We start from the raw sequence: 26317 nt of genomic DNA, 5'->3' as shown, positions 1-26317 counted from the left end.
GTTAAAGAGCATCCATTGAATTTATAGATAACCATAAAATGTCTATATGTCTTAATTCACTTGGTGCAGTGCATCGCCTACGGCATTCATTAAGCGATCAATATCTTTTTCAGTGCTGTTGAACATTGGGCCAAACTGAAGCGTGTCGCCTCCGAAGCGTACATAAAATCCCTCTTTCCAGAGTTTCATTCCTAGCTCAAAACCTCGAATGCTGGCATCGCCGTCGCGTGGTGCCAACTGCACTGCCCCAATCAAGCCACAGTTACGAATATCTAAAATATGCGGTGCGCCTTTTAAACCATGCAGCATTTTTTCAAAACTTGGAGCTAACGCCGCCGATTGGGCCAACAGATTTTTCTTTTCTAAAACTTCAAGCGCAGCTAAAGCGGCCGCACAAGCCACCGGATGTGCCGAATAGGTATAGCCGTGAGTAAACTCAATGGCATGTTCCGGTAAGTCTTGCTGCATAAAGGCAGAGTAAATTTCATGGCTTGCTACCACACCACCTAAAGGAATAGCGCCATTAGTCACTTGTTTAGCAAAGTTCAAAATATCTGGTGTTACCCCAAAGTACTCTGCTCCCGTCCACGTTCCTAAACGGCCAAAACCTGTAATCACCTCATCAAAAATTAACAAGATGTCATGCTGATCACAGATCTCTCTTAAACGTTGTAAATAACCCGTTGGTGGCACAATACAACCCGCCGAACCAGAAATAGGCTCTACAATTACGGCGGCAATATTTGAAGCATCGTGTAGTTCAATTAACTTAAGCATTTCATTGGCAAGTTCTACCCCGCCTGTTTCTGCACAGCCTTTGGTAAAAGTTAAATTAGGCTGCAAGGTATGCGGCAAATGGTCTACATCCATAAGCTGACCAAACATTTTACGGTTGCCGCCAATACCGCCTAAGCTTGTTCCGGCAACATTTACCCCGTGATAGCCACGGGCACGGCCAATCAATTTGGTTTTACTTGGTTTACCTTTAATACGCCAATATGCACGCGCCATTTTAATAGCGGTATCTGCCGACTCTGAACCCGAGTTGGTAAAGAAAACGTGTTGTAATTTTTCAGGCATATGCTGAACAATTTTATCTGCCAGTTTGAAAGACAATGGATGACCAAACTGGAAAGCTGGCGAATAGTCCAGTTGACCTAATTGAGCACTCACCGCTTGTTGAATTTCAGGCAAGGTATGACCTGCACCACAAGTCCATAGGCCTGACAGTGAATCGAATATTTCACGGCCAGAATCATCAATTAAGTACGACCCTTTTGCGCCCACAATCATGCGCGGGTCTTTAGCAAAGTTTCGATTTGCAGAAAAAGGCATCCAGTGTGCCTGATAATTTATGTGCATATTATTATTGGTTTGAACCTCGTCCAAAGTATGTTCAGAGTCGCTGAATTTATCCGTATCAAACATAACCATTCCTGTTTATTTTCAAATTATGGTTTGAGTGTACATAGCGTGATAAGTTTGATAAATTCAAATTATCTTGAGTTTAGATTTAAAAAAACAAAACTAAATGAAACCGAAAAAATTAAATCAAGTCACTGATTTTGATATAAAACTTCTCAAAATATTTAAAACAGTTTGCGACTGTCATAGCTTTACGTCTGCTGAAAGTATTCTTGGCATTAGTCGCTCTGCAATTAGTTTGCATATGAGTGATTTAGAAAATCGTTTGGGCATTCGGCTATGTCAACGTGGTCGCGCAGGCTTTGCCCTGACCGATGAAGGACGAGAAATTTTAGAATATATCGAAGTCTTAACCGCATCTATTGAAGACTTCCGTTCTAAAGTCAACCAAATGCATAACCGTTTAAAGGGTGAATTTAATATTGGAATTATTAATAATCTTGTGACGATGCCAAGAGGTTATATTACCAACACCTTGACACAACTTGCCGAGGAACATGCTGAGGTTATTATTAATATCAGTATGAGTACCTTGTCAGATATTGAGTGCCGTGTGCTAGACAACCGTTTGCATGCAGGTGTTATTCCTCTTGTTACGCCTTTGTCTGGCCTAGACTATTTTGATTTATATAGCGAAAGTTCATTTTTATATTGCGGTAAAAACCACCCATTGTTTGGTCAGTGTAGCAAAATGGACTTAGATGAGTTAAAAACATGGCAAGCCGTGCTTCCTAATTATGCGATCACACCAGAAGCAGCCAAGTTGCACCAACTTTTAGACTGTAAAGCGACCGCAAGTGACCGTGAAGGGATTGCATTTCTGATTTTAACAGGAAAATTCTTGGGTTTTTTACCCGATCACTATGCAAAAAAATGGGTTGAAGATGGATTTATGCAAGCTGTCTCAAAGGAAAAAATACATTACAGTACACCTATATGCTTAATTACTCACAAAGGCAAAAACCACAATAATATTTTAAAAACCTTTATGGAAATGCTTGAGAAGCGGATAGATGGGGGTTAAAAATCTTTGTTTTTTAATTTATTAAGCTCAAACATCGCATTTTTATATTCAAGATATGCCTTTTCACTGATTAGAACCACAGCATCTTTCTCTTTTCGTGTAATTTTTACGGCGTAACCTAACAGCACTCTTTTCATGACCTTTGAAAATTGTGATCTTGCATTTGCATAATTAATTTGTTCCACAATATTAGTCCTTTTCAAATAAGAAAAAGCCACTTTGGATATTAAAGTGGCTGTGGTTATATTAAAAATTGTATCGACCTAATAAGTTGATTCGAGATAACTTCCCTTCTAAATCTGAAAAAGTTTCTCTCTTACCATAGGTATATTCAACACCAAGATCGACTTTCTCAACAGGCGTCCAAAATAAATTGACGCTCGCATTGATTAGTCTTTTATTTTGATCAAGGTTATTTTCTGAAAAATTTGAATCTTTATAGACAAGGCTGCCAGCGGATAAAGACGAGCGTAAATTTTCATTCCATTTACGCATATACCCTAACTCAATAGAATCAAATTCACTTAAATACATTCGATTTTGATCAAAGTAGAAAGCATCATTATCTTTTGAATAAAGCATGTAACGGTTATCGCCAGCTATGTGATAGTAATTAAACACAACTGAGTCATTTTCAGAAAGTTTATACTTTGTGCCTAATCCAGCACCCCAAGCAAGTTTAGTTTGCTCTTCATTCGTATCAGAGATCGCTCGATTTTCATGTAACATTCCGTGCAATTGAACCAAAAAATTTGGATTCTTAAATTCATATCGCATGGTTAATGCAGGAAAACGGCTTCCGCCTTCTACATTTTTATTTTCAACATCACCTCCTTCTAAAGCCACCAATAACTTTTGTTTGGCATCAACAACGTGCTGATAACGGATTTGGATATTACGCTGAGTTCCCGTACCCATTGCTCCTGTAAAATCAACCAAACTTGGAGCTGTATCACTATTCACAAAAGGTGAAGTGGTTTGGCCAATTAGCCAGTTTCCTAGTGAAATATAAGCGTGTCTAACCCGAACCGAACCATTACCGTTATCTCCACCACTTCCCATGAAGTCAGCTTCTAGCTTTCCAACTAAATCTCCTTTCGAGGTCGGCTTGACGATATCCACCCCAACACGTGAAGTCGCAGCTGAAACATTTAATGATTTACTTGTTGAGTTTGAATTGTCTAATGGTATTGACCCTGTCTTATTCGCAATTGAACGCGTTGAGCCTTCAAAATCATATGCAGCATCAACACGTATATTTCCATAAAATTTAATTTTAGTTTGGTCAGCCGTAACAGGCTTTTCGGTGTCTGCTGTTTTGTTTTGAATCAAGGCAGGTGCTTTATCCAATCTATTATTCTTATTTAAATTTTGCTGCTCCATCAGATAATCTATTTGCTGTTGTAATTTAATTATTTTTTCATTTAGCGCTGAGTTATCTTCGCTTTCAGCTTTAGCTTGCTGCAATGTAATACTCATTAATAACGATAAATAAATAATCCCTTTATATTTCATGTCCTTTTCCTTTAGACGAAACCATATAGACCAAATTGAAATTTCCTATTTTTCAATTAGTGACTTAATGATTATTGAATTAACTTTTGAGAGGCTAACGAAGCTCAACCATTGACTTCGCTAGTTCCATTCCTGCTCGAATATTTTTGAATGACCTTATTCCGGTAATTCACACCCTTTTTGTTTTAAGCTGTTGATCACCCAGCTACGGTCATTTTCACCTACGGCGATTTGCTCTAATTGCTTTTGTTCAGCGGCATGTTTAGCACTTGCTTTCAGATAAACCTCTTCTACTTCCGCATACGGCACGCTTAAAAGCCCATCTTCATCACCTAAAATTAAGTCTCCAGGTTCAATTACCATTCCATTGATGGCGATAGGAACATTAATTTCCCCAGGGCCATCTTTATACGGCCCTCGATGTGAAATTCCTGCTGCAAAAAGTGGAAAATCTCCTTCTCCAATTACAGCCGCATCACGAATTGCACCATTAATGACGATACCAGCCACACCTTTTTTGATGGCATAAGCAACCATCATTTCCCCAATCAATGCATTGGTTAGGTCTCCACCCGCATCAACCACAATGACATCTCCTGCTTGGGCGATATCAATAGCGTAGTGCAACATCAAGTTGTCGCCTGGGCGCGCCTTAACTGTAATTGCAGGCCCACAGAGATATCCCTCTTTATGCATTGGTCTTAATTGAGCCCCGCCTGAAGTCATTCGGTTCATTGAGTCACTGACATTAGCGACTGGTAGATCTCGATATTGTTCAATCCATTTCTGTTCAATTTTTCTGTCATTTTTCAGCACTCTAAAACCAATTGCCATAACAATTTTCCCTTACATCAGTTTTCTTGTGCAAATTAATATGACAGCATTTTTTTGAAATGTCATTTCATTTTTAATTAAAAATAAATTAAAATTTACTCAAATATTAAATTTAAACTTTACTATTGACTATTTTTTTGAAATGTCGTTTTAATAATGTGAATTAAATAAGGACGTATTTTTCTCAAAATACTTAAATGGAGTGCAAGTCGAAATGAAACGCAAAGTTCTTATCACAGGGCCAACTTTAGCTTCTGATGCATTACTGTATGCTAACTCGCATGATATTCAGTTGATTCCTACTGAACCCTACATGGCAAAAGATGAAATGGAAAAACTCATCCAAGATGAACAACCTGATGCAATCATTGTCCGAACAGGTAAACTTTCTAGAGATATGATTTTTGCTTCTAATAATTTAAAAGTGATTGCAAAACATGGTGTTGGGTTTGACACTATCGATACTCAAGCTGCAGCTGAGCGACAAATTCCTGTCACTATTGCAGTTGGGGCAAATGCTCAATCTGTTGCCGAACATGCTTTTGCGCTTATGTTCAATGTTGCTCGACAAGTCACATGGTTAGACCAACGTATTCGAGATGGTCATTGGGATAAAGCAAGTGCAAATGGTGTGGAGTTATATGGAAAAACGCTGGGCTTAATTGGTTTAGGGGCAATCGGTAGTGTACTTATGAAATTAGTCGCTCCTTTAAACATGAAAGTAAAAGTATATGATCCGTTTCTACAAAATCTGCCAGAACTCGATTATGTAGAGCAAGAACATGACTTTGAAAAACTTATCGAAACCAGCGACATTATCAGTCTACATTGCCCACTTACAGCAGAGAATAGACACTTATTTTCTCATGTCCAATTTGAAAAGATGAAACGCTCAAGCATCTTAATCAATACAGCACGTGGTGAGTTAATTGATCAGGCTGCATTAGTTGATGCACTTAAAAACAATAAAATTGCTGGTGCAGGTTTAGACACCTTTAGTCCAGAACCACCTGAAAAAGATAGTCCATTATGGGAATTACCTAATTTAGTTGTCACTCCTCATATCGGCGCAAACACAACTGATTCACGTAATCGCGTCGGTCTTTTAGCACTCGAACAAATTGTAAGTATTTGGAATGGTCAATCACTAAACCCAAGAGCTATCGCTAACTGGAAGTTACTCAATAGCTAATCATGAAACTCAATTGTTTCTAATCTTTTAGATGCGAGAACAATTAAAATATTGAATATAAAAAAGGATTTTTTTATGTCTACAGAATATTCTCAACCGAGTGCGATAGAACGCGAAACGATGCGCAAGGTAGCGTGGCGGTTACTGCCATTTTTAACGATTTGTTATGTGATTGCGATTATTGACCGTGGCAATATTGGGATGGCTTCATTACAAATGAATGAAGATCTTGGATTAACAGCTACTGCCTTTGGTTTTGCCAGTAGCTTATTTTTCTTTGCATATTTTCTATTTGAAGTACCTAGCAACCTCGCCTTACAAAAATTTGGAGCCAAAGTTTGGATTGCCAGAATTATGGTGACTTGGGGGATAATTTCAGCTGCAACCGCCTTCGTTGAAAACTCTACCTCATTATATATTATGCGCTTTTTGCTAGGTGCAGCTGAAGCAGGCTTTTTCCCTGGTGTAATTTTATATCTAACCTATTGGTTGCCTGCAAACTATAGAGCCAGAATGGTCGCAATATTTATGGTGGCAATTCCGGGTGCAAACTTTATAGGTTCACCATTATCTGGTCTTTTATTATCGCTAGATGGCTGGATGGGCATGCGTGGGTGGCATTGGCTATTTATTTTAGAAGGTATCCCTGCCATTTTATTGGGTATTGCCTGCCTATTTGTACTGACTGATCGACCAGAACAAGCAAAATGGCTCAACAGCGAACAAAAAGCTTGGTTAGTTGAAAGACTACAATTTGAACGCCAACAAAAAACCCCAATTGGTCATATTTCACTATGGCAACTTTTAAAGAATAAATATATTTGGTCTATGATTATTATTTATTCTGGCGCTTCTGCTGCTGGTAGTACGATGAGTGTTTGGGCACCACAATTAATTAAATCGTTCGGTTTAAGCAATTTAGAAATTGGTCTGGTAAATGCAATTCCTTATGGCCTAGCGTCTATTGCAATGATTTTTTGGGGCCGTAGCTCAGATCGTAAAAATGAACGCCGTTGGCATACAGCAATCACACTATTGATGATCTCATTTGGTTTATTAATTGCTTTGTTTACGTCTTCACTCATTGGCACAATCTTGTTACTCAGTATCGTATTAATTGGTGCTTATTCTATGAAAGGTCCTTTCTGGGCTTTAGCATCATCATGGATGTCACCAAGTACAACGGCGGCAGGACTCGCAGCAATTGGTGCATGTGCCAACCTGATTGGTGGCGGGATGATGGTGAATATCTATGGCGCAATCCATGATGCAACCGGAAGCCACGCTATTGCTTTACTTCCACTTGCAGCCTTAAATCTCGTGTCGGCTATTATGGTTTTCGTTATGTCTAGAAAGAAAGCTGTTTTATTTAACCAACCACAAAGTACTTCATAAACAGCATATATAAAAAAGGGGCTAAATCATTAGCCCTTTTTTATTCACACTATTAAAATTAATTACGAATACTCTTACCACCCAAACTTTTGGTCAAGTCATCCGCAATTTTGAAGAAAAAATCACCCACAGATTTTGCAATTTCCGGAGTAAAGCGGCTTGATGGACCTGAAATGAGTAAAGCTCCTACTACCTCATTTTGAGCATCAAACACAGGCAATGCCATTCCAGCTGCATGTGGCTCTGTTATACCATTTGAATAAAAAGGTTCTGTTCTTGATAAAATTTGTTCATGTGTTGATCGCAATGCTTGAGCGCATGCTGCCCCATCCATTGGTCGAACTTCACCCGGCTGAACATGAACACGCAATCGATGGGTAGAGTTTATTCGATATTGGCAAAGACGATATGCCCCATGCTTAACGTAAAAAGAAGCTGTTTCACCAATTTCATCTACAAGTTGCTGTAAACACGGCATGACATGTCTTTCTAGATCTAGAGCATCTTGATAAATTGTATTTAAACGCATGACTTCGCTGGCAAGCGTATATCTACCATCTGAAAGACGGTTAACAAAACCAAAATCTTCTAGCGAAACGATTAAGCGCATGATAGTTGCTTTATTTAATTCTGTTCGTTCAGCGAGTTCTGCTAGGGTTAAAGATTTATCACCTATTCTAAAAGCAGTTAACAAAGTTAAAAGGCGATCAGCCGATGCATTTCCGCTTGTTGCTGGGTGAGGTTTAATTTTAACCATGTTTTTCCTACAATAGCTTGATATCAATTTTAAATGTATTGAATTAGGTTTTTAACTTTACCATTATTGCAAATAAAAAGAGAGAAGCTATAAGGCCTTATTTAACTGTTTTAGTTTCGGTGAAAGCGACTAAAACTAAGCCGTTGATAATATGACTTTACTTGACTCACAACGGCTTATATCAATCAACTACACACAGAAATTATGGCTTAGCAAAAATGATTAGTTAATCGATATTTCATAATGAAAATTATCAGCTAAACCAAATGACTCTCGGTATTCAACCGCAGCACCTTCAAGATTTTTAGCAATACGGCACACTTTCACCAAAGGTTCTTCAGGCTTATTGTCTAAATAGTTATCTTTAATATTTTTCTCAAAAGTTAAGCGTTCTGTTGCAGAAGAAATAAATTGAGCACAGTGCTGATAATAAAAAGGATAAAGTAAATTACCAAACTCAGCGATCGGTATTTCTTCTAAACTTTTAAACAAGCGTTCAGGCAACCAGATTCTTTCGCTTAAAACAACAACTTCTTCATGTTTGCGAACACGCTCGATATAAAGCAACTTTTCGTTACGCTCAAGTCCTAGCTCTGCATTTACCTCTGGGATTGCATTACACACTTCTACTTTTTTGATTTGCCCTTGTGGCTGAATGAAATCACCTTTCTTATTACGTAATCTAAAAAAACGGATAAGTGAGTTTTCAAAATTAGGTTGTTTAAGAAAGGTTCCTTTTCCTTGTTGTTTAACTAATAGGCCATCTTCGACCAGTCCCTCTACAGCTTTTCTTACGGTTCCTACCGATACGCTATACATTTGGGCCAGCTCTAATTCACTAGGAATAGGCTCTTCAACTGTCCACTTTGACTGGATCAGTAATTTTTGGAGTTCCCAGCGAACTTTTTCATATCGGGGCAATTTAAAATTTTTAAATGCAGCTTCATCAAGCATTTGCGGCAAACATTATGAAATCGATTTGACAATATTAGCATAGTTCTATGTAATACAAAAAACCAAACATATATATGTTTAGATGTTTATATATTTATCAAGGAAGATAATATGGCTGCATTGATGCTGATAGCTTTAGCTGTGTCGATAGGCTTAGGTTATAAAACAAAAATTAATATTGGTTTTTTTACGATTGCATTTGCCTATTTGATTGGTTGCTTCGGGATGGGACTTAAACCCTCCGAAGTTATTGAATTATGGCCTGTCAAAATTTTCTTTATTATTTTATCGGTCACTTTGTTTTATAACTTCGCTTTAGCAAATGGCGCTTTAGAAAAGCTTGCCAGCCATCTTTTATATAAATGCCGTAAGTTTCCTCAGTTTTTACCCTTAGCAATTTTTTTCGCAGCAACCATTATTGCAGGCCTAGGTGCTGGTTTTTATACCGTTCTTGCTTTTATGGCACCCATTACGCTACTGCTGTGTAAAAAAACCAATATGAATATGATTATTGGTGGGATGGCTGCAAATTACGGCGCTTTAGCTGGTGCAAATTTCATGACTTCGCAAAGCGGCATTATTTTCCGAAGTTTAATGGAAAATACGGGCATTCGTTCGCAAACAGCTTTTTCATATAGCGGTGCAATTTTTATCTTAACTTTGATTATTCCAATTGTAGTGTTAGGACTTTATATCCTGTCGAATAGAAAAAGTAATTCTATTGTGATTGAAGATCAAAAGCCTGAACCCTTCGACAAAAAACAGAAACAATCAATTTTCCTCATTGTATTAATGATGTCGATTATTTTAATTTTTCCAATCTTGCACCTTATTTTTCCAGATGCAAAAGCCATCAGCTTTTTAAACTCCAAAATTGATATTGCCTTCCTTGCCATTACTTTTTCTCTCATCAGTTTATTGATGAAACTTGCTGATGAGAAAAAGGTGGTTGCACTTGTGCCTTGGGGAACGCTCATCATGATTTGCGGTGTGGGTATGCTCATCGCATTAGGTGTGAAACTTGGCATTATTACGACGCTTTCTGAATGGTTAGCAAACAATGTACCTATCTGGGTCATTCCTGTGTTGCTCTGTCTGATCAGTGCCATTATGTCTGTCTTTTCAAGCACTCTAGGCGTAGTTGCTCCTACCTTATTCCCAATTGTTCCGGCACTTGCAATGACTTCTGGTCTAAACCCAGTACTGCTCTTCATTTGTATTGTGGTGGGTGCCCAATCTACGGCGATTTCCCCTTTCTCTTCTGGTGGTAGCCTCATTATGGCTTCTGCACCAGCAGATATCGATAAAACCAAATTCTTTAATCAACTGTTATTTAAAGCAATTCCCGTAGGAGTCATTGCTGCTGTAATCGCTATCTTGGCTTTAAAATTTGTAATGTGAGATGAAAATGAACTGTATTGATACACATGCCCATGTATTTTCGACTCAGGATCACAGTATCGAAACAGCACGTTATGCGCCTAATTATGAAGCAACCGTGCAAAGTTTTATCTCTCATCTCGATCAGCACAGTTTCACACATGGCATTTTGGTTCAACCCAGCTTTTTGGGAACAAATAACCAAGCAATGTTAAATGCGATTCAGCAATACCCTGACCGTTTAAAAGGGATCGCCGTCGTTCAACCTAGCATAACTTTTGATGAGCTATTGCAACTCAAAGAACAAGGTATCGTCGGCATTCGTTTAAATCTATTCGGTCTTCACCCACCTGCGTTAAATACTCCTGAATGGCAAAAATTTTTACAAAATGTAGAAAGCCTCAACTGGCAAGTTGAATTACACGCACCACCGAAATATCTCGTTCAGATTTTGCCTCAATTAAGTGAATACACCTTCGAAGTTGTAATTGACCATTTTGGGCGAGTTGACCCTATTAAAGGTATTAATGATCCAGATTATCAGAAGTTTTTAAGCTTACTTAACGTAAAACAGCACTGGATTAAAGTATCGGGCTTCTACCGTTTAGGCACGACTCCAAACAACATACATATAGCCCAACAGGCCTATAACATTCTTAAAGAAAAAGGTTTTTTAAACAAACTCGTTTGGGGAAGTGACTGGCCCCACACCCAACATGAATCTTTAATAACTTATGAAGATGCAATTCATGCTTTTAAACAAATTGTTGTTGATGGAAAAGAACAATCTTTAATTTTAAACCAGAACCCTACCGAGCTGTTTGGTTTCTCACGTACATAAGGAGTATGTATGAAAAATGATATATCTATATCGGAAGTAGAAAAGTCGACGATCCGTAAACTTTCTTTTCGTATTCTTCCCTTCCTCATTCTTTGTTATTTCATCGCCTATATTGATCGGGTGAATATTGGATTTGCGGCTTTAACCATGAACCAAGAAATTGGTTTAACCGCAACTGCCTTTGGTTTTGGCGCCACCTTATTCTTTATTGCATACGTCATATTTGAAATTCCAAGTAATATGGCAATGGAAAAGCTAGGTGCACGCATCTGGATTGCCAGAATCATGATTACTTGGGGAATTGTGGGTTGCTGTACAGCCTTTATTACCGGCCCCATTTCATACTCAATTTCACGGTTTTTACTCGGTGCAGCCGAAGCCGGATTTTTCCCGGGAGTGTTATTGTATTTAACACTTTGGTTCCCTAAACGATATATGGCACGAATTGTTGCCATCTTTATGGTTGCCATTCCTTTATCTAACTTTATCGGTTCACCTCTGTCTGCTTTATTATTGAACCTGCATGGTTTACTTGGGTTAAGTGGATGGCAAGTTCTTTTAATTTTAGAAGCCTTACCCGCGATTCTTTTGGGTTTATTGTGTCTCGTATGGCTACCAAATAAAGCAAACAATGTTAAATGGTTAAATAAAGAAGAAAAGGAATGGCTATCAAGCACCTTAACTTTTGAAAAAAACCAACTGTTAAATTCTGAAAAACAAGACAGTGCAGAACAGAAAAAGAGTAAGGTCAAGCTTCTGATTACCAATAAATATTTATGGTTATTTGCAATTATCTATGCAGGAAGTTCAGCAACCAGCAATATCTTGTCGTTATGGATGCCTCAAATATTAAAATCTTTTCATCTGACTGCCATGCAAACAGGTCTTTTAAATATGATTCCGTTTGGTTTGGCTGCTGCGTTCATGATTGTTTGGGGCATACATGCCGATAAAAGTGGTAATAAGAGCCTAAACACAGCTATTCCATTGTTTGTGACAAGTTTTGGTTTACTTCTTACTATTTTTACATCTTCTTTAACGTTGAGCTTGGTTTTATTCTCTTTAGTTTTAATGGGGAACTATGCCATTAAAGGTCCTTTCTGGGCGTTGGTTTCTGAAAGACTACCACCTACTTTGGTTGCTGTTGGTATCGCAGCCGTCAACACCATTGCACACATTGGTACGGGCCTCATGAACTCTATTATGGGTATTGTGAAAGATTATTCGGGTAGCTTTCCTATTTCTCTTTTGCCGTTATGCATTCTCACATTTACGGGTGCCATGATTGCGTTATATTTGGGCAGAAAACCGACTTTGCCGAAAGCACAAAAGGTTCAAAACGTAGTTTAAATTTTAAAAGTTAGAAAAAAGAGACCAGTTAATGGTCTCTTTTTTTATATATAAGAAATCTATAGCGGCTAAGATAAATCAATGTTTTCCTACTCTTATACGAAAACCACGAGGACTTTCATCCGTAATTTTAATTGTATAGAGATATTTAAGCTGTTTTTGATCTTTTCTCATATCGATTTTAATTACCCCATCAGCCTTCTCGCCAGCTATATCAATTTTATAAGAGTAAAGTGATCGTTCAGGGATAGAATAATGGTCCGATCCAAAACTACGGATACTATAACTTTTAATTTTTCCAAATTTCTCACTTATCGTTTTATCTGTATATATCACTGATTCAACTCTTTGAACATTTCCCTTATTATTAATAATGAAATATGCCCCACTAAAAATAAGAAAAAATAAAGTCAATAAAGCAATGTTGCGTTTTTTCTTCAAGTCTTTAAATTCTATAAACATGTAGTTTTATCAATATTTAGGAATGCATATTCTATCAAATTTTAATTAATTTAAAATTTATAAAGTGAGTTTTATTAATAACTTAATATATTTTTCTTCCAAAAAAGAATACTTTAATCCTGTTTAAACATAACTGCCACTACTCTTTAAAAAAAGAGCACCTAAGTGCTCTCTCGTACTTATTGATTTTTGGACAAGGCAAAATTTATTGCCCTGTCATATGCGTGTTCTTGTAGCTCAGTATAGACATAGAAATGCTGTTCTGCCTTGGTGACAGGATTAATAAGTTTCATTGCTTCATAACTATGCGTATTTAAATCATTGGGATCAACATCAAAAGCTTCTAATTGCTGCTCTCTCCACTCACCACTTAGAACACCACCCACACAAAGCCATTTTGTTGAATTGTCTGACATATATAATCCTTATATTGGAGGTGCTTTTATACCATATCACGGCGACCTTTAAGTCAGTTTAATTTTCATCACGTCAAAAGAAAAAGCCCCGTGTTTCGGAGCTTTGAAGTGTGTCATGTTTACTCTATATAGTAACTGCTGCCATCAGAACTGTTGAAAACCAAATTTAAAGTAGGGTAAATACATTCACCTTTTACCAAAATATATTCAACTGTGGGTCTTTGAACTCTAGATGAATGATTGATTTTATTAGTATTTACTTCTGTATAGCTTGCCTGCGCTTTTTTTTCTTTACCTTGGAAATCAATAATTGTAATTTCTTTTAGCATTAATATGCTCCAATTTAATCATACATATTATGCCTAACAATATTTTTATACTATCAATATTTTGTAGACTCAAAATACAACTAACCACGCTAATATCATCAAATCTCAAATGAACAAGCATTCTGCAACTCCACCTACTGAGACTCAACCTTCAGAAGTTCCAGGCACAGTAAAAGATCTGCCTGAGTATAATGAACAACCTGATCCTAATAACAAATAATTTTTTATAGATCAAACCCACCAAAACTAGTGGGCCTATTTTTTAATATTTGAATTATGAAAGGTATGAATATTTTTGTGCCAAGTAATCATTCGCTATTTTTGTTGTCTCAGCATAGCTCAACTCCGCACAAAGCCAAAATCGATATGTATTTTTACCAATAATATAACTCTGGCAGTTGTAAGTTGATTGCTTACTTGTATCTATTTCACTCGCCTTAAAGAACGTTCCTTCACGGTTATTAACAACTTCGCCGTCCAAATCACCGCCAATACAAATAAACATTGTAATAATCCATAAATTTATGAAGATCAGCTTAACACACAAAGTAAAAAGCCCTGCCAATAATTGATATTTAGCAGGGCTTTCTATGCAAAAACATGTTCGACAAATTTTAATCCAACAAAAAAGCCCACCTTCTGATGAGCTTTTTATTTAATTAAGATTGTTAAATGCATTAAGCTTTAAATTCTGCTAATACAAAGTTTTTTACTATTTCATCGAAATTTGGTTTTAGAAGAGTTGGCTTGCTATCTTTTATAGTTTTATACCAATAACTCGCTGCAACTCCCATACTAATCAAAGCTAACAATTTCATTGCTCACCTCACTTATTCGGAAGAGTGGAATTTAAAGTATCATTCACGTTTGTAGCGTTCCAACTCGTTTTAGAGAGGTTTCTGTATATTTTTTAAGCAATGTGTAATAAAAAAGCCCACTTTCGATGGACTTAACTGTTTATAAAAAACGATTTTATTTTCATAAAATTCATTACTTTTCCCCCTCAATTAGAGGGTGTGGCTCAAAGCTACTTAAGTAAATTTACAATATTGTTCCATCCCATCTTATGAGCCAAATCTAAAGGAGTCATTGATTGATTATTCATTATCAACTTATTGACATTCGAGCTTAAAAGTTCTCGGACAAATAAATAATTACCTGCTAAAACTTCACGATGTAGCAATTGATTACCACTTTCATCTTTTTCAGTGATGATTTTGGGGTCAGTATTAATAATGTTGATGAACTGCTCTAAAATATTCTTACACATGGGATGTTCATCTAAATTTTCGGGACACTTTTTCTGATCATAAACAAGAAAAATTTCATCAGGATTGCCAAAATCAATCCCCCACGCTTCATCATATTTTTTACGATCTGATGCATTTAAAGTCTTACGATATTCTTGAATCGTAAACCCACCATGAACAGTGCCATTAGATAAAAAAATCCAATCAACTATAGATCCAAATTGAAGCCTTACTGTTTCACCAACTTGCACATTATCAATAATATAAGGCTCGTTTAACAAAGTTCCTGAAATTGTACTCCCATCAAAATCAACTTGATCAATCCACATATACTCAATTAAAGGTTCATTTTTATCTTCAAGGTTTTCTTGGATAAATGTACACTTCACATAAGCCAGCTCTAGAGCAGGAACAATTCGTCGATATTCCCAATAAAGTTCACGCCAAAAATATTTAAATGTACTTATAGCACTCTCAAAAGCTAGAATCATTTCTGGAGATTCATTCTTATGCAATTTATTCATATAGTCCATATTACAGTTAATTAATATTAAACTTTCTTATAATAACACTATGATAAATTTAAATATCTTTAAATTTCTTAACTATGACACTGATATTCATAAAAAAATAACGGCCAAGGCTAAGACGAACCCAAATTAAGGTTCTTGAGCAAAAACCTCTAGCAAAGCCAATTCAAACAGGTTACCTTTTATATAAATTAAACTTTCCAATTAATTTCCTAAAATTTAGGTTTAGTTCAGTTATATTTATTATGATCAAAAAATTAAGTGCATTATTAATATTATTGTCTACATCACTACATGGATTAGCTGCAATACATATGAGTCCAAGAATTGGAAGCTCCTCTTATAGTGGCCCCCTCGACACACTTATATTAATGATTGTGGGGATTGGAGCTTTATATTTTTATTATAAGTCATTCTTAAAATGGATTAAACGAAAATCAACTGGTGAAAAACCAGAACGTAAACTTGGTCTTGATGACTGGGGCATTACACTTGCAGGATATGTAATGGTATCAATATTTGCATGTGGACCTATATTTGAAATACTACAAAGTATAGGCGACTATCAACTTGTAAGAGACACTTGGTATATTGTATTTATATTTTGTTTTGGATTATTGTTTTTTTTAAGAAGAACCTAAGAAGCTAGCTAATATATAAATTAAAAATCCCAATAATAATCAATATTTAGTGGGATTTCTATAGCGAAATATGTTCGACTAACTTAGATACTTCAGTACTGATACTTATAATTAAGATATAGAAAATAGAGAGCGTACAATACTCCCGCGACAATGAGAGTAAGAAAGAATGAAACTAAGCATATGATTTTCATTTCAAATGATATATTCGCTTTAATTCCTGTCTCTTGCTCTCTTCTTTTTATAGAAAGATAACCTTTCATATTCCAAAAAGTGAAAAATATAATCGTAATAATTATGAGACAAATCAAAAGATAGTATTCTGATGTGAAAGGATTATTGATAGCATCATTGCATTTTTGCTTTTCTATTATTTCTGCTTGAGTTAATTCAGTTTTCACTGAAACACCCCATTTCTGACTATCAGGTAGAAAATACTTATATTCACAATAATCTATAAATTTTTCTTTCTGATCACGTCCATCTCCTTTAGTTCCAGAAGATGATGTGTGATTAAGTCTTACTGTAGTTGTCATTTGCCATTTGTATTTAAAAATTTGGAGCAATTATAAATACCAACTTGCTCCAAACTCAATAAACACCACTACAATAAAAAAGCCCATCTTCCGATGAGCTTTTTATTTAATTGGGATTATTAATATGCATTAGGCTTTAAATTCTGCTAATAAAGTTTTTTACTATTTCATCAAAATTAGATTTCAGAAGAGTTGGCTTGCTATCTTTTATAGTTTTATACCAATAACTCGCTGCAACTCCCATACTAATCAAAGCTAACAATTTCATTGCTCACCTCACTTATTGGGAAGAGTGAAATTTAAAGTATCATTCACGTTTGTAGCATTCCAACTCGTTTTAGCGAGGTTTCTGTGTACATTTTAAGCAATTTGTAAGAAAAAAGTCTACTTTTCTGAGAGCTTTCTCTAACGCTAATTATGCAATTCCCTTAGACTTCGAGCACTATAACACAACGTTAGCATTTACCCGGTCCCGGTATTGAAGAATATTTAAATTCTCATTTTAAAAGAAAAAAATCATATATTTTTCCAGCTGAATATCCAGATGCAAATAAAACGATACTAGGTGGTATTTCAAGAATTATAAATATTATAAGTAATTCAAAGAAAATCTTAGGTTTATGCCTAGCTACAAGCCATATATTTTTAAACAATGTATTCCCCCATTTTCGGAACTTCATATTTTTACTTTCTTTTTTGGTTACATAACCATCAATAGAAGCTAATTGGTCTTGAAGATTTTTTAAAATAGGAGAAAGGAAATTAGCGAAATTCGCAATTACAATATATAGGAATATACTCCAAACTAATATACTTAGTATGCCTAATGGCCAATTACCAGTTTCATAAGTTCTAACAGTAAATACCATACTAATTGATCCAGTGAAGACCTGAGCAGCAAAATTACGCGTGAAATCTAGTGCAGCTTTAGCACCTTCTATTGTTAGTAAATAGTGTGGGCCAGTATTTATGGTTACATTGTTATCAAAATATTTTTCTGAAACTATATCATGGGTATCCCATATCTCGTCAGCATCTAAAATTTGAGCGTGACGTGTAGCACCTCTTTTAGTCCACAGAATTAATCTAGTAGAAGAGTCACATATTAAATCTAGTTCTTTATTACTTGTTTTAAATTTTTGTAGATCATCACCTTCAACTTTAAGATAATGTGTTCCCTCAACAAAGCCTGGACTCTTCTCTAAAAAGTTTCGACGAATAGTTTCTTTCTCTATTCGATATAATTCAGCTAACATTTCAGTTGTTAAAACATTAATAGATTGATAATTAATAATTAATATCTTTTTATCGTTAATAATTGTTGAGATATTCATAGTTCACCTTGTTGATATAACTCCTATTTAATTGAGGAGTTTTACTTTTCACCAAACAAAATGTACCTCTATTTAGGAACAAGTCAAGACAATTTTTATTTTATCCAGAGTGGGATTTTTCAAATAATAAGCAATTTCTTTTTAATTCATGAGCTAAAGCAGCAGTATCCTTACTATTTTCTTGTAGTAGTTTGACGACATCTTCCCATAAGTTTAATGGAATTGGTCTATCCCCTGCCAACCACTGTCTAACTCTTCTCGGATCAATATCTAACGCTCGTGCAAAGTCAGTCTGCCAACTCTGGCCATACAATAAACTTCCAGCTTGTCGCAATTGCTCAGGAGTCATACGATACGTATCGTTTGATTCAGACATATAACTTTACTCAAGTACGTAAGTAAGTACTTACTTATAAAAAATTAAAAGCTTTTACTTAAATATCAGTCAGCACTTACTGATAAAACTTAAAACTATTATTCCATATTTTGCATATTATTCTAAAAACATTTAAGTATTTTAAGGGCAAGTTTTAGGCTAATATTTTAAAAGTTTTAGAAAAATTACTAAAACCTTTAAGAAATATTTTATTAGTTTTAACTGATCCCTGCTAAGCTATCCCCACCAAAAAAACCTCTCCACCACCACATCTCTTTCATCCAAACGATTTGAACTTAAAATCTGGAACATCAAACCATCAATTAAGTTTAAAACCATATTGGCATCGGGTTTGAGCGGACGATTCTCTAAACTAAAAACCAGATCAAAAAGTTCTCGAAGTAGCCATTTTCTATACTCAATTACCATACGGTAGGCCCCCGAATACATCTGTTTAATTTCAAAAATGGCCTTAAGTAATAGATGGTACAAACTATTAAAATTGACGTGTAAAACAATAATTTCTTTAATTTTATCTATTGGGTTTCGGTAACGGCTTGAGTAGATAATTGCCAGCACCTCTTCTTTCAGGCGGCTTTTTTGAAAAGATATACACCTTTCAATAAGCCGCTCTTTTGAGTGAAAGTAATTATAAAAAGTGCCCTTAGGAATTTTGGATTCTTTGGCAATTAAGTCCACACCCGTATTGTGAAATCCATGAATATTAAACAGCTCTATTGCGGTATGAATAACCTGTAATTTTTTGGATGATCTTTCTAAAGTTGTCATAGTTTTACCGTTATAAAATAAATTTTTGTTGTATATAAATGAGATACTTTTCTGGGAGAAAAAAAGGCATAGCAAAGCCATAAAGACTGTGCCCAGCACATCTCAAGTTTTATTGTTGATTAAGTTTTAGTCGTGACGATTTAAAGCCTGAAAACCTTACGGCGATCGAGCTGCTTTAAAGTGATTTAAGTGGTGTCGATATAGATTTTGACAGTGACTGCCAATAATTTTTGAATATGCATCGCCAACTCCTTCTTTTGGGAGTTCTGCCGAAACATTATAAATTATGGTGGCAGAACGGAAGCAGGTTGACGGACTGGTTTGGACTCCAGCACACTCGAAGGTGTCCCACTCCCGTCCTACCGCTACGAGAGGGAGACGAGAGATACATGCAAAACTATTCCTCAGAAGAAATAATCCTGATGTAGTCCAAACAAAAACGGTCCGTCAAAACCGACTGGCAGTGTAGGCCAGCCCGCAAATGGTAATCTGCAATATTTAAGGTGTCAATGTGATATTGGCTAGAAATTATTTAATTAATTATTGTTTTTCATTTAATTACACAATTAAGAAAAACCTTAAATATTATCTTAATAAAACCCTCCCGCTTTATAAGCATTGTTAACTATTAGATTCAACTTGAGTCGTTTTACTACTTGAATAGATAAAATAAAGCGCAATTGCTAAACAGATGAGCGCGCCCAATCTATAGGTTGAAAAAGGCAGAATTTCATTGCCAAACCAACCAAAATTATCAATTAACATACTCATGAGAAGTTGCCCAAAAATCACCGCAACCGTTGCAACAGCCGCCCCGATTCTTTGCACAGCTAATACCATAATCACAATATAGGGAACGCCACACATTGCACCCAGTAATTGCCATTTAGGCACATCTAATAGGGTTAACGTTTGCTTGGGTTCAAAATAAAAAATTAGTAATGCGGTAATTAAAGCGCCTACCGAAAACGTTAAAAATGCACTACGGAATACACCAACTTTACTGCCAAGCTGGCCATTAATTGCCGCTTGTACACTGAGTAAAGCACCGCCGATGACTGCCAATAAAATCATAAATATAGTCATATTTCCCCCTTATGCTTTTGCGACTAACGAAAGTGCGACCACAATAAAAACCAGCGCAAGTACACGTTTACGATCTACTTTTCTATGTGGGGTTCCGAGTAACCCATAATGATCAATAATCAGACTCTTAAAAACTTGACCAGCCAAAATCCCAATCATGGTCATGGCGATACCAATAATCGGCGCTGTGATGGTGAGAATAATGACGTAGATCGGACCAATTACCCCACCCAATAACTGCCATGATGGAAGAGTAAAAAATGAGGGACTGTTACGAGGGCTAAAAAACAGCATAAGTAAAAAAGTAAGTGCGGCCCCTACTCCAAAAATACTAAAAGTGGCCCACAATTCTCCAACTTGTGTACCTAATGGCCCTAAAAGACCAGCTTCTACAGATAGCCCCATCCCACCTAAAATGGTGAGGAACAGTAATAGGATTTGCATGAACATTGCCTCATGGTATTTAGGCAACGAATCATAGAGTAGCCAATTCAGCAGAAAAACAGCATAATCCATGAATCACTTTTGCAGAAATTGCACAGATGAATTTATCAAATTCGATTGATATTCGTACCCTTCGCTTTTTTATCAGTGTATATAAGGCTCAAAACTTCTCTATTGTGGCGAGAAAAGAAGATGTTTCTGCATCGATGATTTCTCGGACCATTCAACAGTTAGAAGATGCGTTGGGGCAGCAACTTTTTTATCGAAATACACGAGCAATCACACCGACCGAATCAGGTAAATTGTTTTTTGAATATGCCAAAAGAATTACAGAGCAATTTGATGAAGCTCAAAAAGCATTGCAGGATAAAACGGTAGAACCCTCTGGGCTGGTTAGAATTAATGCGCCCGTATTTTTTGGTCAAAGACATATTGCGCCGTGGTTAGCAGGTTTATCAGAACGTTATCCAAGACTTTTAATAGAACTGATTCAGACAGACGAATTTATAGACCCTCTTCGGGATAGTACTGATTTAATATTTCGCATTGGAACTCTGACAGATTCATCATTTCATGCACGTATTTTTGGTACACAAAAATATCACTTGGCAGCCTCTCCTCAATATATTTCTAAACACGGCGCGCTTGATCATCCTAAAGCACTCAATGAGCATAAATGTTTAGTCTATAAAGGGTTTGAAGGACCTAACCGTTGGTTAATTAGAAAGCCAAATGAGGAATGGGTACATTATCCCATTGTGCCCTTACTTGCTTCGAATAATGCCGAGAGCTTAATGACGGCTGCACTCAATGGGATGGGAATTGTTTTATTTCCTGACTGGCTCATTGGTGAGGCGTTAAAACAGGGTAAATTAATAAAACTTTTACCTCAATATGAAGCCTCTATTAAGTCTCAACCCCAGCACATCGCAGCAATTTATCCGAATGTGCGTCATCCACCTTTAAATATTCGGGTAGTGATTGATTATTTTGCTGAGGTCTACGGTGAGCGACCGTATTGGCAGGATTAAGGAAAACCTTCAATATTGGCTTAACAATTTGCTTTTATAACAGCACTCTAACTCTTTCTTTTTATTGAGACTAAAAAAGGAGGTATAGGCCTCCTCTTTTAATTCAAATTATAGACATCTGGTGGTAGTTAAATACCTTTATCTGCCAGATATTACTGAAGATTCTTTGAGTACGTTTTAGTTGATATTTGTGTGATCTCTTGCTTTTCTAGACGATTTAGCAATGTGCCAAAGATTGCCGCAACAATGTACATAAATAATGAATAAACGGCTGCTGGCATAGCGGCCATACTGCTTGCCATTACTGTAAAAGCAATGGTCATGGCTAAGGTACTGTTATGAATTCCAATTTCAAACGCGCAAGCTTTTGCCTGAAAACTATTTACCCCCAATAATCTTGGAACAAAATAGCCAACCATTAAACTACATACGCAAAACAGCAAAGTTGCCAATCCAATTTGCCCAATATATGTCATCAGATTTTGATAATCTCGTGCAATAGCTAATATGATGATCGATACGAGAAAAACGATAGCAAAGATACGCACAGGTTTATTGAGCTTTTCAGCCGTATGCGGCGCAAAATGACGGACTAACATCCCGATCCCAACGGGTACCAGAATAATGAGAAAAACTTGTATGATTTTAGAGAATTGCAAACCTACATTTTGTCCATTTTCCATAAAGTGTTGTATTGCAAAATTCACAATTAATGGAAGTGTAAAGGCCGCAATGACCGAATTTATAGCCGTTAAAGTAATATTTAAAGCGATATCACCTTTATAGAGATAACTAAATAAGTTAGCAGTTGGCCCGCCCGGTGACGCAGAAAGGAGCATTAATCCAACAGCAAGCATGGGTGGTAAAGCAAGAACCTTACAAATAATAAAAGCAATACTGACTAAAATAACCAGTTGGCAAAATAATGCGATAAACACAGCTTTTGGATGTTGTCGTACGCGCTTGAAGTCATTTATGGTCAACTCCAGACCCAAACCAGCCATAATAATTGCGAGTGCAATTGGTAAAAATACGGTAATTAATCCTGAACCCATAATCTCATTCCTTTTTTCATTTATTTATGGACCTTCTAGTCCCATACATTTATGTTTTTAATTAAAAGTTTTTATTAAACCTTGAGTTCTTTTCTTAAAATTTTACCCACGTTCGACTTGGGTAATTCATTGATAAATTGGATATGACGGGGTTGTTTATATCCTGTCAGGTTTTCTTTTGCATAGTTTTGGATTTCTTCAACCGATAAAGAGTCATCTTTTTTGACAATAAAGGCTTTAGGCACTTCACCCGATTTTTCATCTGCAATCCCAACCACGGCGACTTCTAAAATTTTGGGATGTTGGGCTAAAACTTCTTCAATTTCGTTCGGAAAAACATTAAAGCCTGACACTAAAATCATGTCTTTTTTACGGTCAATAATTTTGGTATAGCCTTTTTCATTCATAAAGCCAATATCACCCGTTCTAAAGAAACCATCAGCAGTCATGACCGCTTTCGTTTCTTCAGGCAAATTCCAATAACCTTTCATGACCTGCGGGCCACGAATTGCAATTTCTCCAGTTTCACCGGGTGCTAATTGATGACCTTCATCATCTAAAATTGCAATATCCGTGCTCGGTACAGGAATACCGATCGTGCCACTAAAAGTATTAGAGATTGGCGGGTTAAAGGTCGCAACAGGCGATGTTTCTGATAAGCCATACCCTTCACGGATAATACGTCCTGTCAGTTTTTCCCATCCATCGGCAGTGGATTTCAAAATTGCCATGCCGCCGCCTGTGGTAATTTCTAAACGGCTATGGTCCAATTTATTAAAGCCTTCATGATTAATCAGCGCATTAAATAAAGTATTTACAGCAGGAAAAACCGTAGGGCGATATTTTTCAAAACAGTGCACAAGAGCATCTAAATCACGCGGGTTTGGAACTAAAACAGTGGCATAACCTTTATTCATTGCGCTGTGCAATAAACAGACAGTAAAACCAAAAATATGATAAAGCGGTAAGGCACAGATCGCTATTTCATCTTCAAAAGCATCTCGGTCACCAAAGTAGCTTTTAAAAACCACATTATTTTGTAATAAGTTGGCGACAATATTTTTATGGGTTAATTCTGCGCCCTTGGAGACACCTGTTGTTCCGCCCGTATATTGTAAAAGCGCAGTGTCCTCAAGAACAAGCTTAGGACGTATATAGTCTTGGGCATTTGTCTTCAATAAGATTTGCTTAAAAGCGTATTTTTTAGAATCTAACGTGTCTAATTCAGTAGGTTGCTCGACTAACATTTCAGTCATGGTAGTAATAATAATCTGTTCAACCGCCACTTGTTCTTTGACAGCCTCATAAACAGGTAAAAACTGCTCTAATATAAATAAGACTTTTGCGCCAGCATCATTTAATTGATGCTTTAACTCACGTGCTGTATAGAGGGGGTTAATATTGACCAGAATATAACCTGCACGAATCACGGCAAGTGAAATAATCGGGTATTGAATAATATTGGGCATCATCACGGCAACACGTGTACCTTTTTCTAGCCCTAAACTTTGCAAGAATGTTGCTACTTGTCGACTATATAAATCGATTTCAGCATAAGAAAAAGATTGATCTGCAAATATAAAAGCCTTTCTTTTCTGGAACTTATTAAAACTGTTGTCCCAAAAATCGAGAAGTGAAGTTTGTTCATCCGGCAATGTAATCGTACTTTCTATATTCCATTGCTTATATTCATCTAACCAGATCTGTTTTGTCATCTTATTGTCCTTTTATGAGAGGGAGAAATGGAACTATTCCTACTCCACTTTTTATATTTTCTTTAATCTCTTAATTTGCTTACTCTCGTACAGAAATAAACTGTTTATATAACTAAGCGATCCATCAAATAGTTGAATTAAAATTTATAACCAATTTTCAAACCGTAACCGATTGAATAGTTATTTTTATATTCACCAACATAATATTCACTGCCTGCCTGAGCACCAAGCTGACCTTTGGCATCACCAAGCCATAGATACTTCATCCCACCTGAAATAAAGTATTTTGAAGTTGGACTATATTGCGCACCAAGACCAACACTGTAATAACCTTTAGCTGGCCCGCCTGTGGACACGCGCTCACCTGCTCCCGAGTCCCAACCTACAGAAACTGAACCCGACCATTTATCGCTTAGGCGTTGCCCAATTCCAAGATTGGCAGACCATTGGTCATCATAATAACGAACCAGATTAAAACCATTTGGACGACTTGGCGTTGATAGAACCCCAACAACTTCTGAGATTTCACCGAAACGATACGGTTTAAACTCAAAATCATTCCAGTGAACCCAACGCACGTTACCGAACAATAAAGTACCTTTGCGTAATCCGGTCTGAAATTCCAAATTTACTGACTCTGGCGCTCTAAACTTAGTTGAGCCTGATGTTCCTGCTTCGGGTAAGCCCGCAACAATACGATTGAGTGCCTCCCTCCGCGATTCAGTGAGTTGTCCTATAGAAACCATATAAGCTAAATGCTGATCAAGAAAATCACGTCCTTGCTGCGTACTCAACATATCAACCAGTGGCGCATTTTCATTAGCTGTCACTTCATGCATAATTTCTGAACGGTAGGTCAATGAGGCTTTAATGGCTTTTTCGGGAATTTGATAACCAAATCCTGCCAGCCATCCCCAATCTCCAACTTCTTTGGCATTAAAGTCATAGCCATTATATAAACTGAAAACTTGACCTCTTAAATTGACGTTACTTTTAAATGTCTGATAAACAGGACCTGCATAAAAATTCCAGTTTTTATCCGGTTGATAACCAAATATCAGACTAAAATTTTGCATAACAAAATTCGATTTGGTGTTCCCTGTTACGACTTCTCCACCGGTCTTTTGGGCAAGTGTTGCTGAATCAATGCCTGGTACTAAAACCGTATCGCTCGGCTTAGCAACAAAGCTGTTATTTCCATAATATTCAGAGTCGGACGTAAATGGCTGATCGTAAAGAAAACCAAATGAAAACTGAGGTGCTAACTGTAATTTTAAAGCTGCACTGGGACGATAATCAGAGTTTGCAATATCAGAAATACTATTACGCGTTGGGTTTGTACCCGCTTCTTGTCCTTCTAACGAAGTGTCTGAAACAGATAAACTTGCCTCAAAATAATTACCAGGTTGTAGAAATGCAGAAATTGATTGCCCTGTTCGATCAAATGCTGCTGCATAGAGTGGGCTCGTACAAAATGAAGCCATGACCATGACTAATATTTTCTTTTTCATCTTTTAATCCGTCCTAGATTTTTATTTTTACTTATTAGGGCGCTCTTTACTGAACGCCTGATGTTTGTTTTTACATAGTGATTCTTATTAGGTATTTTCTATAAAATCGGGTTGTTCTCCTTTTCTGTCAAACGGCGCGGTTAAG

General features: G+C 36.5%; 30 protein-coding genes and 1 pseudogene. 8 read left to right on the top strand and 23 right to left on the bottom strand.

Annotated elements, in window-relative coordinates:
• Positions 1-51: 51 nt before the first annotated feature.
• Entirely contained in the window at positions 52-1434 is a 1383-nt protein-coding gene (locus OD757_RS18135) for an aspartate aminotransferase family protein (RefSeq protein ID WP_263032752.1), read from the bottom strand.
• 97 nt (positions 1435-1531) lie between these two features.
• On the opposite strand from OD757_RS18135, the gene OD757_RS18130 reads away from it, so the two are divergent.
• Positions 1532-2449, top strand: coding sequence for a LysR family transcriptional regulator (locus tag OD757_RS18130; protein ID WP_263032751.1), 918 nt, complete (start codon positions 1532-1534; stop codon positions 2447-2449).
• Here the strand turns inward: OD757_RS18130 and OD757_RS18125 are convergent.
• From OD757_RS18125 to OD757_RS18115, 3 genes are all read right to left on the bottom strand, one after another.
• Positions 2446-2634 (bottom strand): type II toxin-antitoxin system Phd/YefM family antitoxin, encoded by a 189-nt coding sequence (locus OD757_RS18125; RefSeq protein WP_263032750.1) that lies wholly within the window; start codon positions 2632-2634, stop codon positions 2446-2448. The genes OD757_RS18130 and OD757_RS18125 overlap by 4 nt on opposite strands.
• Positions 2635-2695: 61 nt before the next feature.
• Complete coding sequence (locus tag OD757_RS18120; RefSeq protein WP_263032749.1) at positions 2696-3964, bottom strand: DcaP family trimeric outer membrane transporter; 1269 nt, start codon at positions 3962-3964, stop codon at positions 2696-2698.
• A gap of 156 nt (positions 3965-4120) precedes the next feature.
• Positions 4121-4798, bottom strand: a complete 678-nt coding sequence (locus OD757_RS18115; protein ID WP_263032748.1) for an RraA family protein — start codon at positions 4796-4798, stop codon at positions 4121-4123.
• Positions 4799-5000: 202 nt separating this feature from the next.
• On the opposite strand from OD757_RS18115, the gene OD757_RS18110 reads away from it, so the two are divergent.
• Positions 5001-5990 carry a hydroxyacid dehydrogenase gene (locus OD757_RS18110; protein WP_263032747.1) on the top strand — a complete coding sequence of 330 codons (990 nt, stop codon included), beginning with the start codon at positions 5001-5003 and terminating at the stop codon, positions 5988-5990.
• Positions 5991-6065: 75 nt separating this feature from the next.
• A complete protein-coding gene (locus tag OD757_RS18105; RefSeq protein ID WP_009388494.1) occupies positions 6066-7385 on the top strand; it encodes an MFS transporter in 1320 nt (439 codons plus the stop codon).
• A 58-nt stretch (positions 7386-7443) separates the two neighbouring features.
• On the opposite strand, the gene OD757_RS18100 is transcribed toward OD757_RS18105, so the two are convergent.
• Positions 7444-8142, bottom strand: coding sequence for an IclR family transcriptional regulator (locus OD757_RS18100; protein WP_009388506.1), 699 nt, complete (start codon positions 8140-8142; stop codon positions 7444-7446).
• Positions 8143-8364: 222 nt separating this feature from the next.
• Positions 8365-9096, bottom strand: a complete 732-nt coding sequence (locus tag OD757_RS18095) for a GntR family transcriptional regulator (protein ID WP_263032746.1) — start codon at positions 9094-9096, stop codon at positions 8365-8367.
• Between the two features lie 111 nt (positions 9097-9207).
• Between OD757_RS18095 and OD757_RS18090 the strand changes: the two genes are divergently transcribed.
• The 3 genes from OD757_RS18090 to OD757_RS18080 are packed head-to-tail and all read left to right on the top strand — an operon-like array spanning position 9208 to position 12667.
• Positions 9208-10497: an SLC13 family permease gene (locus OD757_RS18090; protein ID WP_263032745.1), complete on the top strand. Its 1290-nt coding sequence runs from the start codon at positions 9208-9210 to the stop codon at positions 10495-10497.
• A 7-nt stretch (positions 10498-10504) separates the two neighbouring features.
• A complete protein-coding gene (locus tag OD757_RS18085) occupies positions 10505-11317 on the top strand; it encodes an amidohydrolase family protein (RefSeq protein ID WP_263032744.1) in 813 nt (270 codons plus the stop codon).
• 9 nt (positions 11318-11326) lie between these two features.
• Complete coding sequence (locus OD757_RS18080) at positions 11327-12667, top strand: MFS transporter (protein WP_263032743.1); 1341 nt, start codon at positions 11327-11329, stop codon at positions 12665-12667.
• A 78-nt stretch (positions 12668-12745) separates the two neighbouring features.
• On the opposite strand, the gene OD757_RS18075 is transcribed toward OD757_RS18080, so the two are convergent.
• The 7 genes from OD757_RS18075 to OD757_RS18045 form a co-directional block, all read right to left on the bottom strand.
• Positions 12746-13129, bottom strand: coding sequence for a hypothetical protein (locus OD757_RS18075; protein WP_263032742.1), 384 nt, complete (start codon positions 13127-13129; stop codon positions 12746-12748).
• Positions 13130-13308: 179 nt separating this feature from the next.
• Positions 13309-13545: a hypothetical protein gene (locus OD757_RS18070; protein ID WP_198308247.1), complete on the bottom strand. Its 237-nt coding sequence runs from the start codon at positions 13543-13545 to the stop codon at positions 13309-13311.
• Between the two features lie 119 nt (positions 13546-13664).
• Positions 13665-13874: a hypothetical protein gene (locus OD757_RS18065; RefSeq protein WP_263032741.1), complete on the bottom strand. Its 210-nt coding sequence runs from the start codon at positions 13872-13874 to the stop codon at positions 13665-13667.
• 274 nt (positions 13875-14148) lie between these two features.
• Positions 14149-14379: a hypothetical protein gene (locus OD757_RS18060; RefSeq protein WP_263032740.1), complete on the bottom strand. Its 231-nt coding sequence runs from the start codon at positions 14377-14379 to the stop codon at positions 14149-14151.
• 172 nt (positions 14380-14551) lie between these two features.
• Positions 14552-14692, bottom strand: a complete 141-nt coding sequence (locus OD757_RS18055) for a hypothetical protein (protein WP_000770264.1) — start codon at positions 14690-14692, stop codon at positions 14552-14554.
• Positions 14693-14901: 209 nt separating this feature from the next.
• Positions 14902-15615 (bottom strand): DUF2314 domain-containing protein, encoded by a 714-nt coding sequence (locus OD757_RS18050; protein WP_263032787.1) that lies wholly within the window; start codon positions 15613-15615, stop codon positions 14902-14904.
• 91 nt (positions 15616-15706) lie between these two features.
• Complete coding sequence (locus OD757_RS18045; RefSeq protein WP_263032786.1) at positions 15707-15820, bottom strand: hypothetical protein; 114 nt, start codon at positions 15818-15820, stop codon at positions 15707-15709.
• Between the two features lie 79 nt (positions 15821-15899).
• Between OD757_RS18045 and OD757_RS18040 the strand changes: the two genes are divergently transcribed.
• Entirely contained in the window at positions 15900-16295 is a 396-nt protein-coding gene (locus OD757_RS18040) for a putative four-helix membrane protein (RefSeq protein WP_328704629.1), read from the top strand.
• A gap of 92 nt (positions 16296-16387) precedes the next feature.
• On the opposite strand, the gene OD757_RS18035 is transcribed toward OD757_RS18040, so the two are convergent.
• The 7 genes and pseudogenes from OD757_RS18035 to OD757_RS18005 all read right to left on the bottom strand — a co-directional run bounded on the left by OD757_RS18035 (position 16388) and on the right by OD757_RS18005 (position 20860).
• Positions 16388-16831, bottom strand: coding sequence for a hypothetical protein (locus OD757_RS18035; protein ID WP_263032739.1), 444 nt, complete (start codon positions 16829-16831; stop codon positions 16388-16390).
• 129 nt (positions 16832-16960) lie between these two features.
• Positions 16961-17099, bottom strand: a pseudogene (locus OD757_RS18030) (hypothetical protein).
• 229 nt (positions 17100-17328) lie between these two features.
• A complete protein-coding gene (locus OD757_RS18025) occupies positions 17329-18165 on the bottom strand; it encodes an ORF6N domain-containing protein (protein ID WP_263032738.1) in 837 nt (278 codons plus the stop codon).
• Between the two features lie 100 nt (positions 18166-18265).
• Positions 18266-18541, bottom strand: coding sequence for a helix-turn-helix domain-containing protein (locus OD757_RS18020; RefSeq protein ID WP_263032737.1), 276 nt, complete (start codon positions 18539-18541; stop codon positions 18266-18268).
• Between the two features lie 237 nt (positions 18542-18778).
• The gene (locus OD757_RS18015; protein WP_263032736.1) at positions 18779-19330 is read right to left on the bottom strand and encodes a TetR/AcrR family transcriptional regulator; all 552 of its coding nucleotides are present in this window, start codon (positions 19328-19330) and stop codon (positions 18779-18781) included.
• 621 nt (positions 19331-19951) lie between these two features.
• On the bottom strand, positions 19952-20416 hold the full coding sequence (locus tag OD757_RS18010; protein WP_263032735.1) for a DMT family transporter: 465 nt from the start codon (positions 20414-20416) through the stop codon (positions 19952-19954).
• A gap of 9 nt (positions 20417-20425) precedes the next feature.
• A complete protein-coding gene (locus tag OD757_RS18005) occupies positions 20426-20860 on the bottom strand; it encodes a DMT family transporter (RefSeq protein WP_009388349.1) in 435 nt (144 codons plus the stop codon).
• Positions 20861-20958: 98 nt separating this feature from the next.
• On the opposite strand from OD757_RS18005, the gene OD757_RS18000 reads away from it, so the two are divergent.
• Positions 20959-21891, top strand: a complete 933-nt coding sequence (locus OD757_RS18000; protein WP_263032734.1) for a LysR family transcriptional regulator — start codon at positions 20959-20961, stop codon at positions 21889-21891.
• 152 nt (positions 21892-22043) lie between these two features.
• Here the strand turns inward: OD757_RS18000 and OD757_RS17995 are convergent, their stop codons facing one another.
• The 3 genes from OD757_RS17995 to OD757_RS17985 form a co-directional block, all read right to left on the bottom strand.
• Positions 22044-22946: a bile acid:sodium symporter family protein gene (locus OD757_RS17995; RefSeq protein ID WP_263032733.1), complete on the bottom strand. Its 903-nt coding sequence runs from the start codon at positions 22944-22946 to the stop codon at positions 22044-22046.
• A 74-nt stretch (positions 22947-23020) separates the two neighbouring features.
• Positions 23021-24661, bottom strand: coding sequence for an AMP-binding protein (locus OD757_RS17990; RefSeq protein ID WP_263032732.1), 1641 nt, complete (start codon positions 24659-24661; stop codon positions 23021-23023).
• Between the two features lie 137 nt (positions 24662-24798).
• Entirely contained in the window at positions 24799-26172 is a 1374-nt protein-coding gene (locus OD757_RS17985) for a long-chain fatty acid transporter (RefSeq protein ID WP_263032731.1), read from the bottom strand.
• Positions 26173-26317 lie beyond the last annotated feature (145 nt).

The organism is Acinetobacter sp. AYS6, assembly GCF_025630795.1.
Taxonomy (GTDB): domain Bacteria; phylum Pseudomonadota; class Gammaproteobacteria; order Pseudomonadales; family Moraxellaceae; genus Acinetobacter.
The sequence above is the reverse complement of the archived record's forward strand: the minus strand, read 5'-3'. Positions and strand labels throughout refer to the sequence as shown.

Coding starts and splice junctions, on each gene's coding strand:
- OD757_RS18035 (WP_263032739.1), bottom strand. CDS start 16,831: ATGACAACTACAGTAAGACTTAATCACACATCATCTTCTGGAACTAAA.
- OD757_RS18090 (WP_263032745.1), top strand. CDS start 9,208: ATGGCTGCATTGATGCTGATAGCTTTAGCTGTGTCGATAGGCTTAGGT.
- OD757_RS18095 (WP_263032746.1), bottom strand. CDS start 9,096: ATGCTTGATGAAGCTGCATTTAAAAATTTTAAATTGCCCCGATATGAA.
- OD757_RS17985 (WP_263032731.1), bottom strand. CDS start 26,172: ATGAAAAAGAAAATATTAGTCATGGTCATGGCTTCATTTTGTACGAGC.
- OD757_RS18100 (WP_009388506.1), bottom strand. CDS start 8,142: ATGGTTAAAATTAAACCTCACCCAGCAACAAGCGGAAATGCATCGGCT.
- OD757_RS18065 (WP_263032741.1), bottom strand. CDS start 13,874: ATGCTAAAAGAAATTACAATTATTGATTTCCAAGGTAAAGAAAAAAAA.
- OD757_RS18010 (WP_263032735.1), bottom strand. CDS start 20,416: ATGACTATATTTATGATTTTATTGGCAGTCATCGGCGGTGCTTTACTC.
- OD757_RS18060 (WP_263032740.1), bottom strand. CDS start 14,379: ATGTTTATTTGTATTGGCGGTGATTTGGACGGCGAAGTTGTTAATAAC.
- OD757_RS18135 (WP_263032752.1), bottom strand. CDS start 1,434: ATGGTTATGTTTGATACGGATAAATTCAGCGACTCTGAACATACTTTG.
- OD757_RS18040 (WP_328704629.1), top strand. CDS start 15,900: ATGATCAAAAAATTAAGTGCATTATTAATATTATTGTCTACATCACTA.
- OD757_RS18015 (WP_263032736.1), bottom strand. CDS start 19,330: ATGACAACTTTAGAAAGATCATCCAAAAAATTACAGGTTATTCATACC.
- OD757_RS18025 (WP_263032738.1), bottom strand. CDS start 18,165: ATGAATATCTCAACAATTATTAACGATAAAAAGATATTAATTATTAAT.
- OD757_RS18080 (WP_263032743.1), top strand. CDS start 11,327: ATGAAAAATGATATATCTATATCGGAAGTAGAAAAGTCGACGATCCGT.
- OD757_RS18115 (WP_263032748.1), bottom strand. CDS start 4,798: ATGGCAATTGGTTTTAGAGTGCTGAAAAATGACAGAAAAATTGAACAG.
- OD757_RS17990 (WP_263032732.1), bottom strand. CDS start 24,661: ATGACAAAACAGATCTGGTTAGATGAATATAAGCAATGGAATATAGAA.
- OD757_RS18070 (WP_198308247.1), bottom strand. CDS start 13,545: ATGTCAGACAATTCAACAAAATGGCTTTGTGTGGGTGGTGTTCTAAGT.
- OD757_RS18050 (WP_263032787.1), bottom strand. CDS start 15,615: ATGATTCTAGCTTTTGAGAGTGCTATAAGTACATTTAAATATTTTTGG.
- OD757_RS18130 (WP_263032751.1), top strand. CDS start 1,532: ATGAAACCGAAAAAATTAAATCAAGTCACTGATTTTGATATAAAACTT.
- OD757_RS17995 (WP_263032733.1), bottom strand. CDS start 22,946: ATGGGTTCAGGATTAATTACCGTATTTTTACCAATTGCACTCGCAATT.
- OD757_RS18005 (WP_009388349.1), bottom strand. CDS start 20,860: ATGCAAATCCTATTACTGTTCCTCACCATTTTAGGTGGGATGGGGCTA.
- OD757_RS18020 (WP_263032737.1), bottom strand. CDS start 18,541: ATGTCTGAATCAAACGATACGTATCGTATGACTCCTGAGCAATTGCGA.
- OD757_RS18120 (WP_263032749.1), bottom strand. CDS start 3,964: ATGAAATATAAAGGGATTATTTATTTATCGTTATTAATGAGTATTACA.
- OD757_RS18085 (WP_263032744.1), top strand. CDS start 10,505: ATGAACTGTATTGATACACATGCCCATGTATTTTCGACTCAGGATCAC.
- OD757_RS18055 (WP_000770264.1), bottom strand. CDS start 14,692: ATGAAATTGTTAGCTTTGATTAGTATGGGAGTTGCAGCGAGTTATTGG.
- OD757_RS18105 (WP_009388494.1), top strand. CDS start 6,066: ATGTCTACAGAATATTCTCAACCGAGTGCGATAGAACGCGAAACGATG.
- OD757_RS18000 (WP_263032734.1), top strand. CDS start 20,959: ATGAATTTATCAAATTCGATTGATATTCGTACCCTTCGCTTTTTTATC.
- OD757_RS18075 (WP_263032742.1), bottom strand. CDS start 13,129: ATGTTTATAGAATTTAAAGACTTGAAGAAAAAACGCAACATTGCTTTA.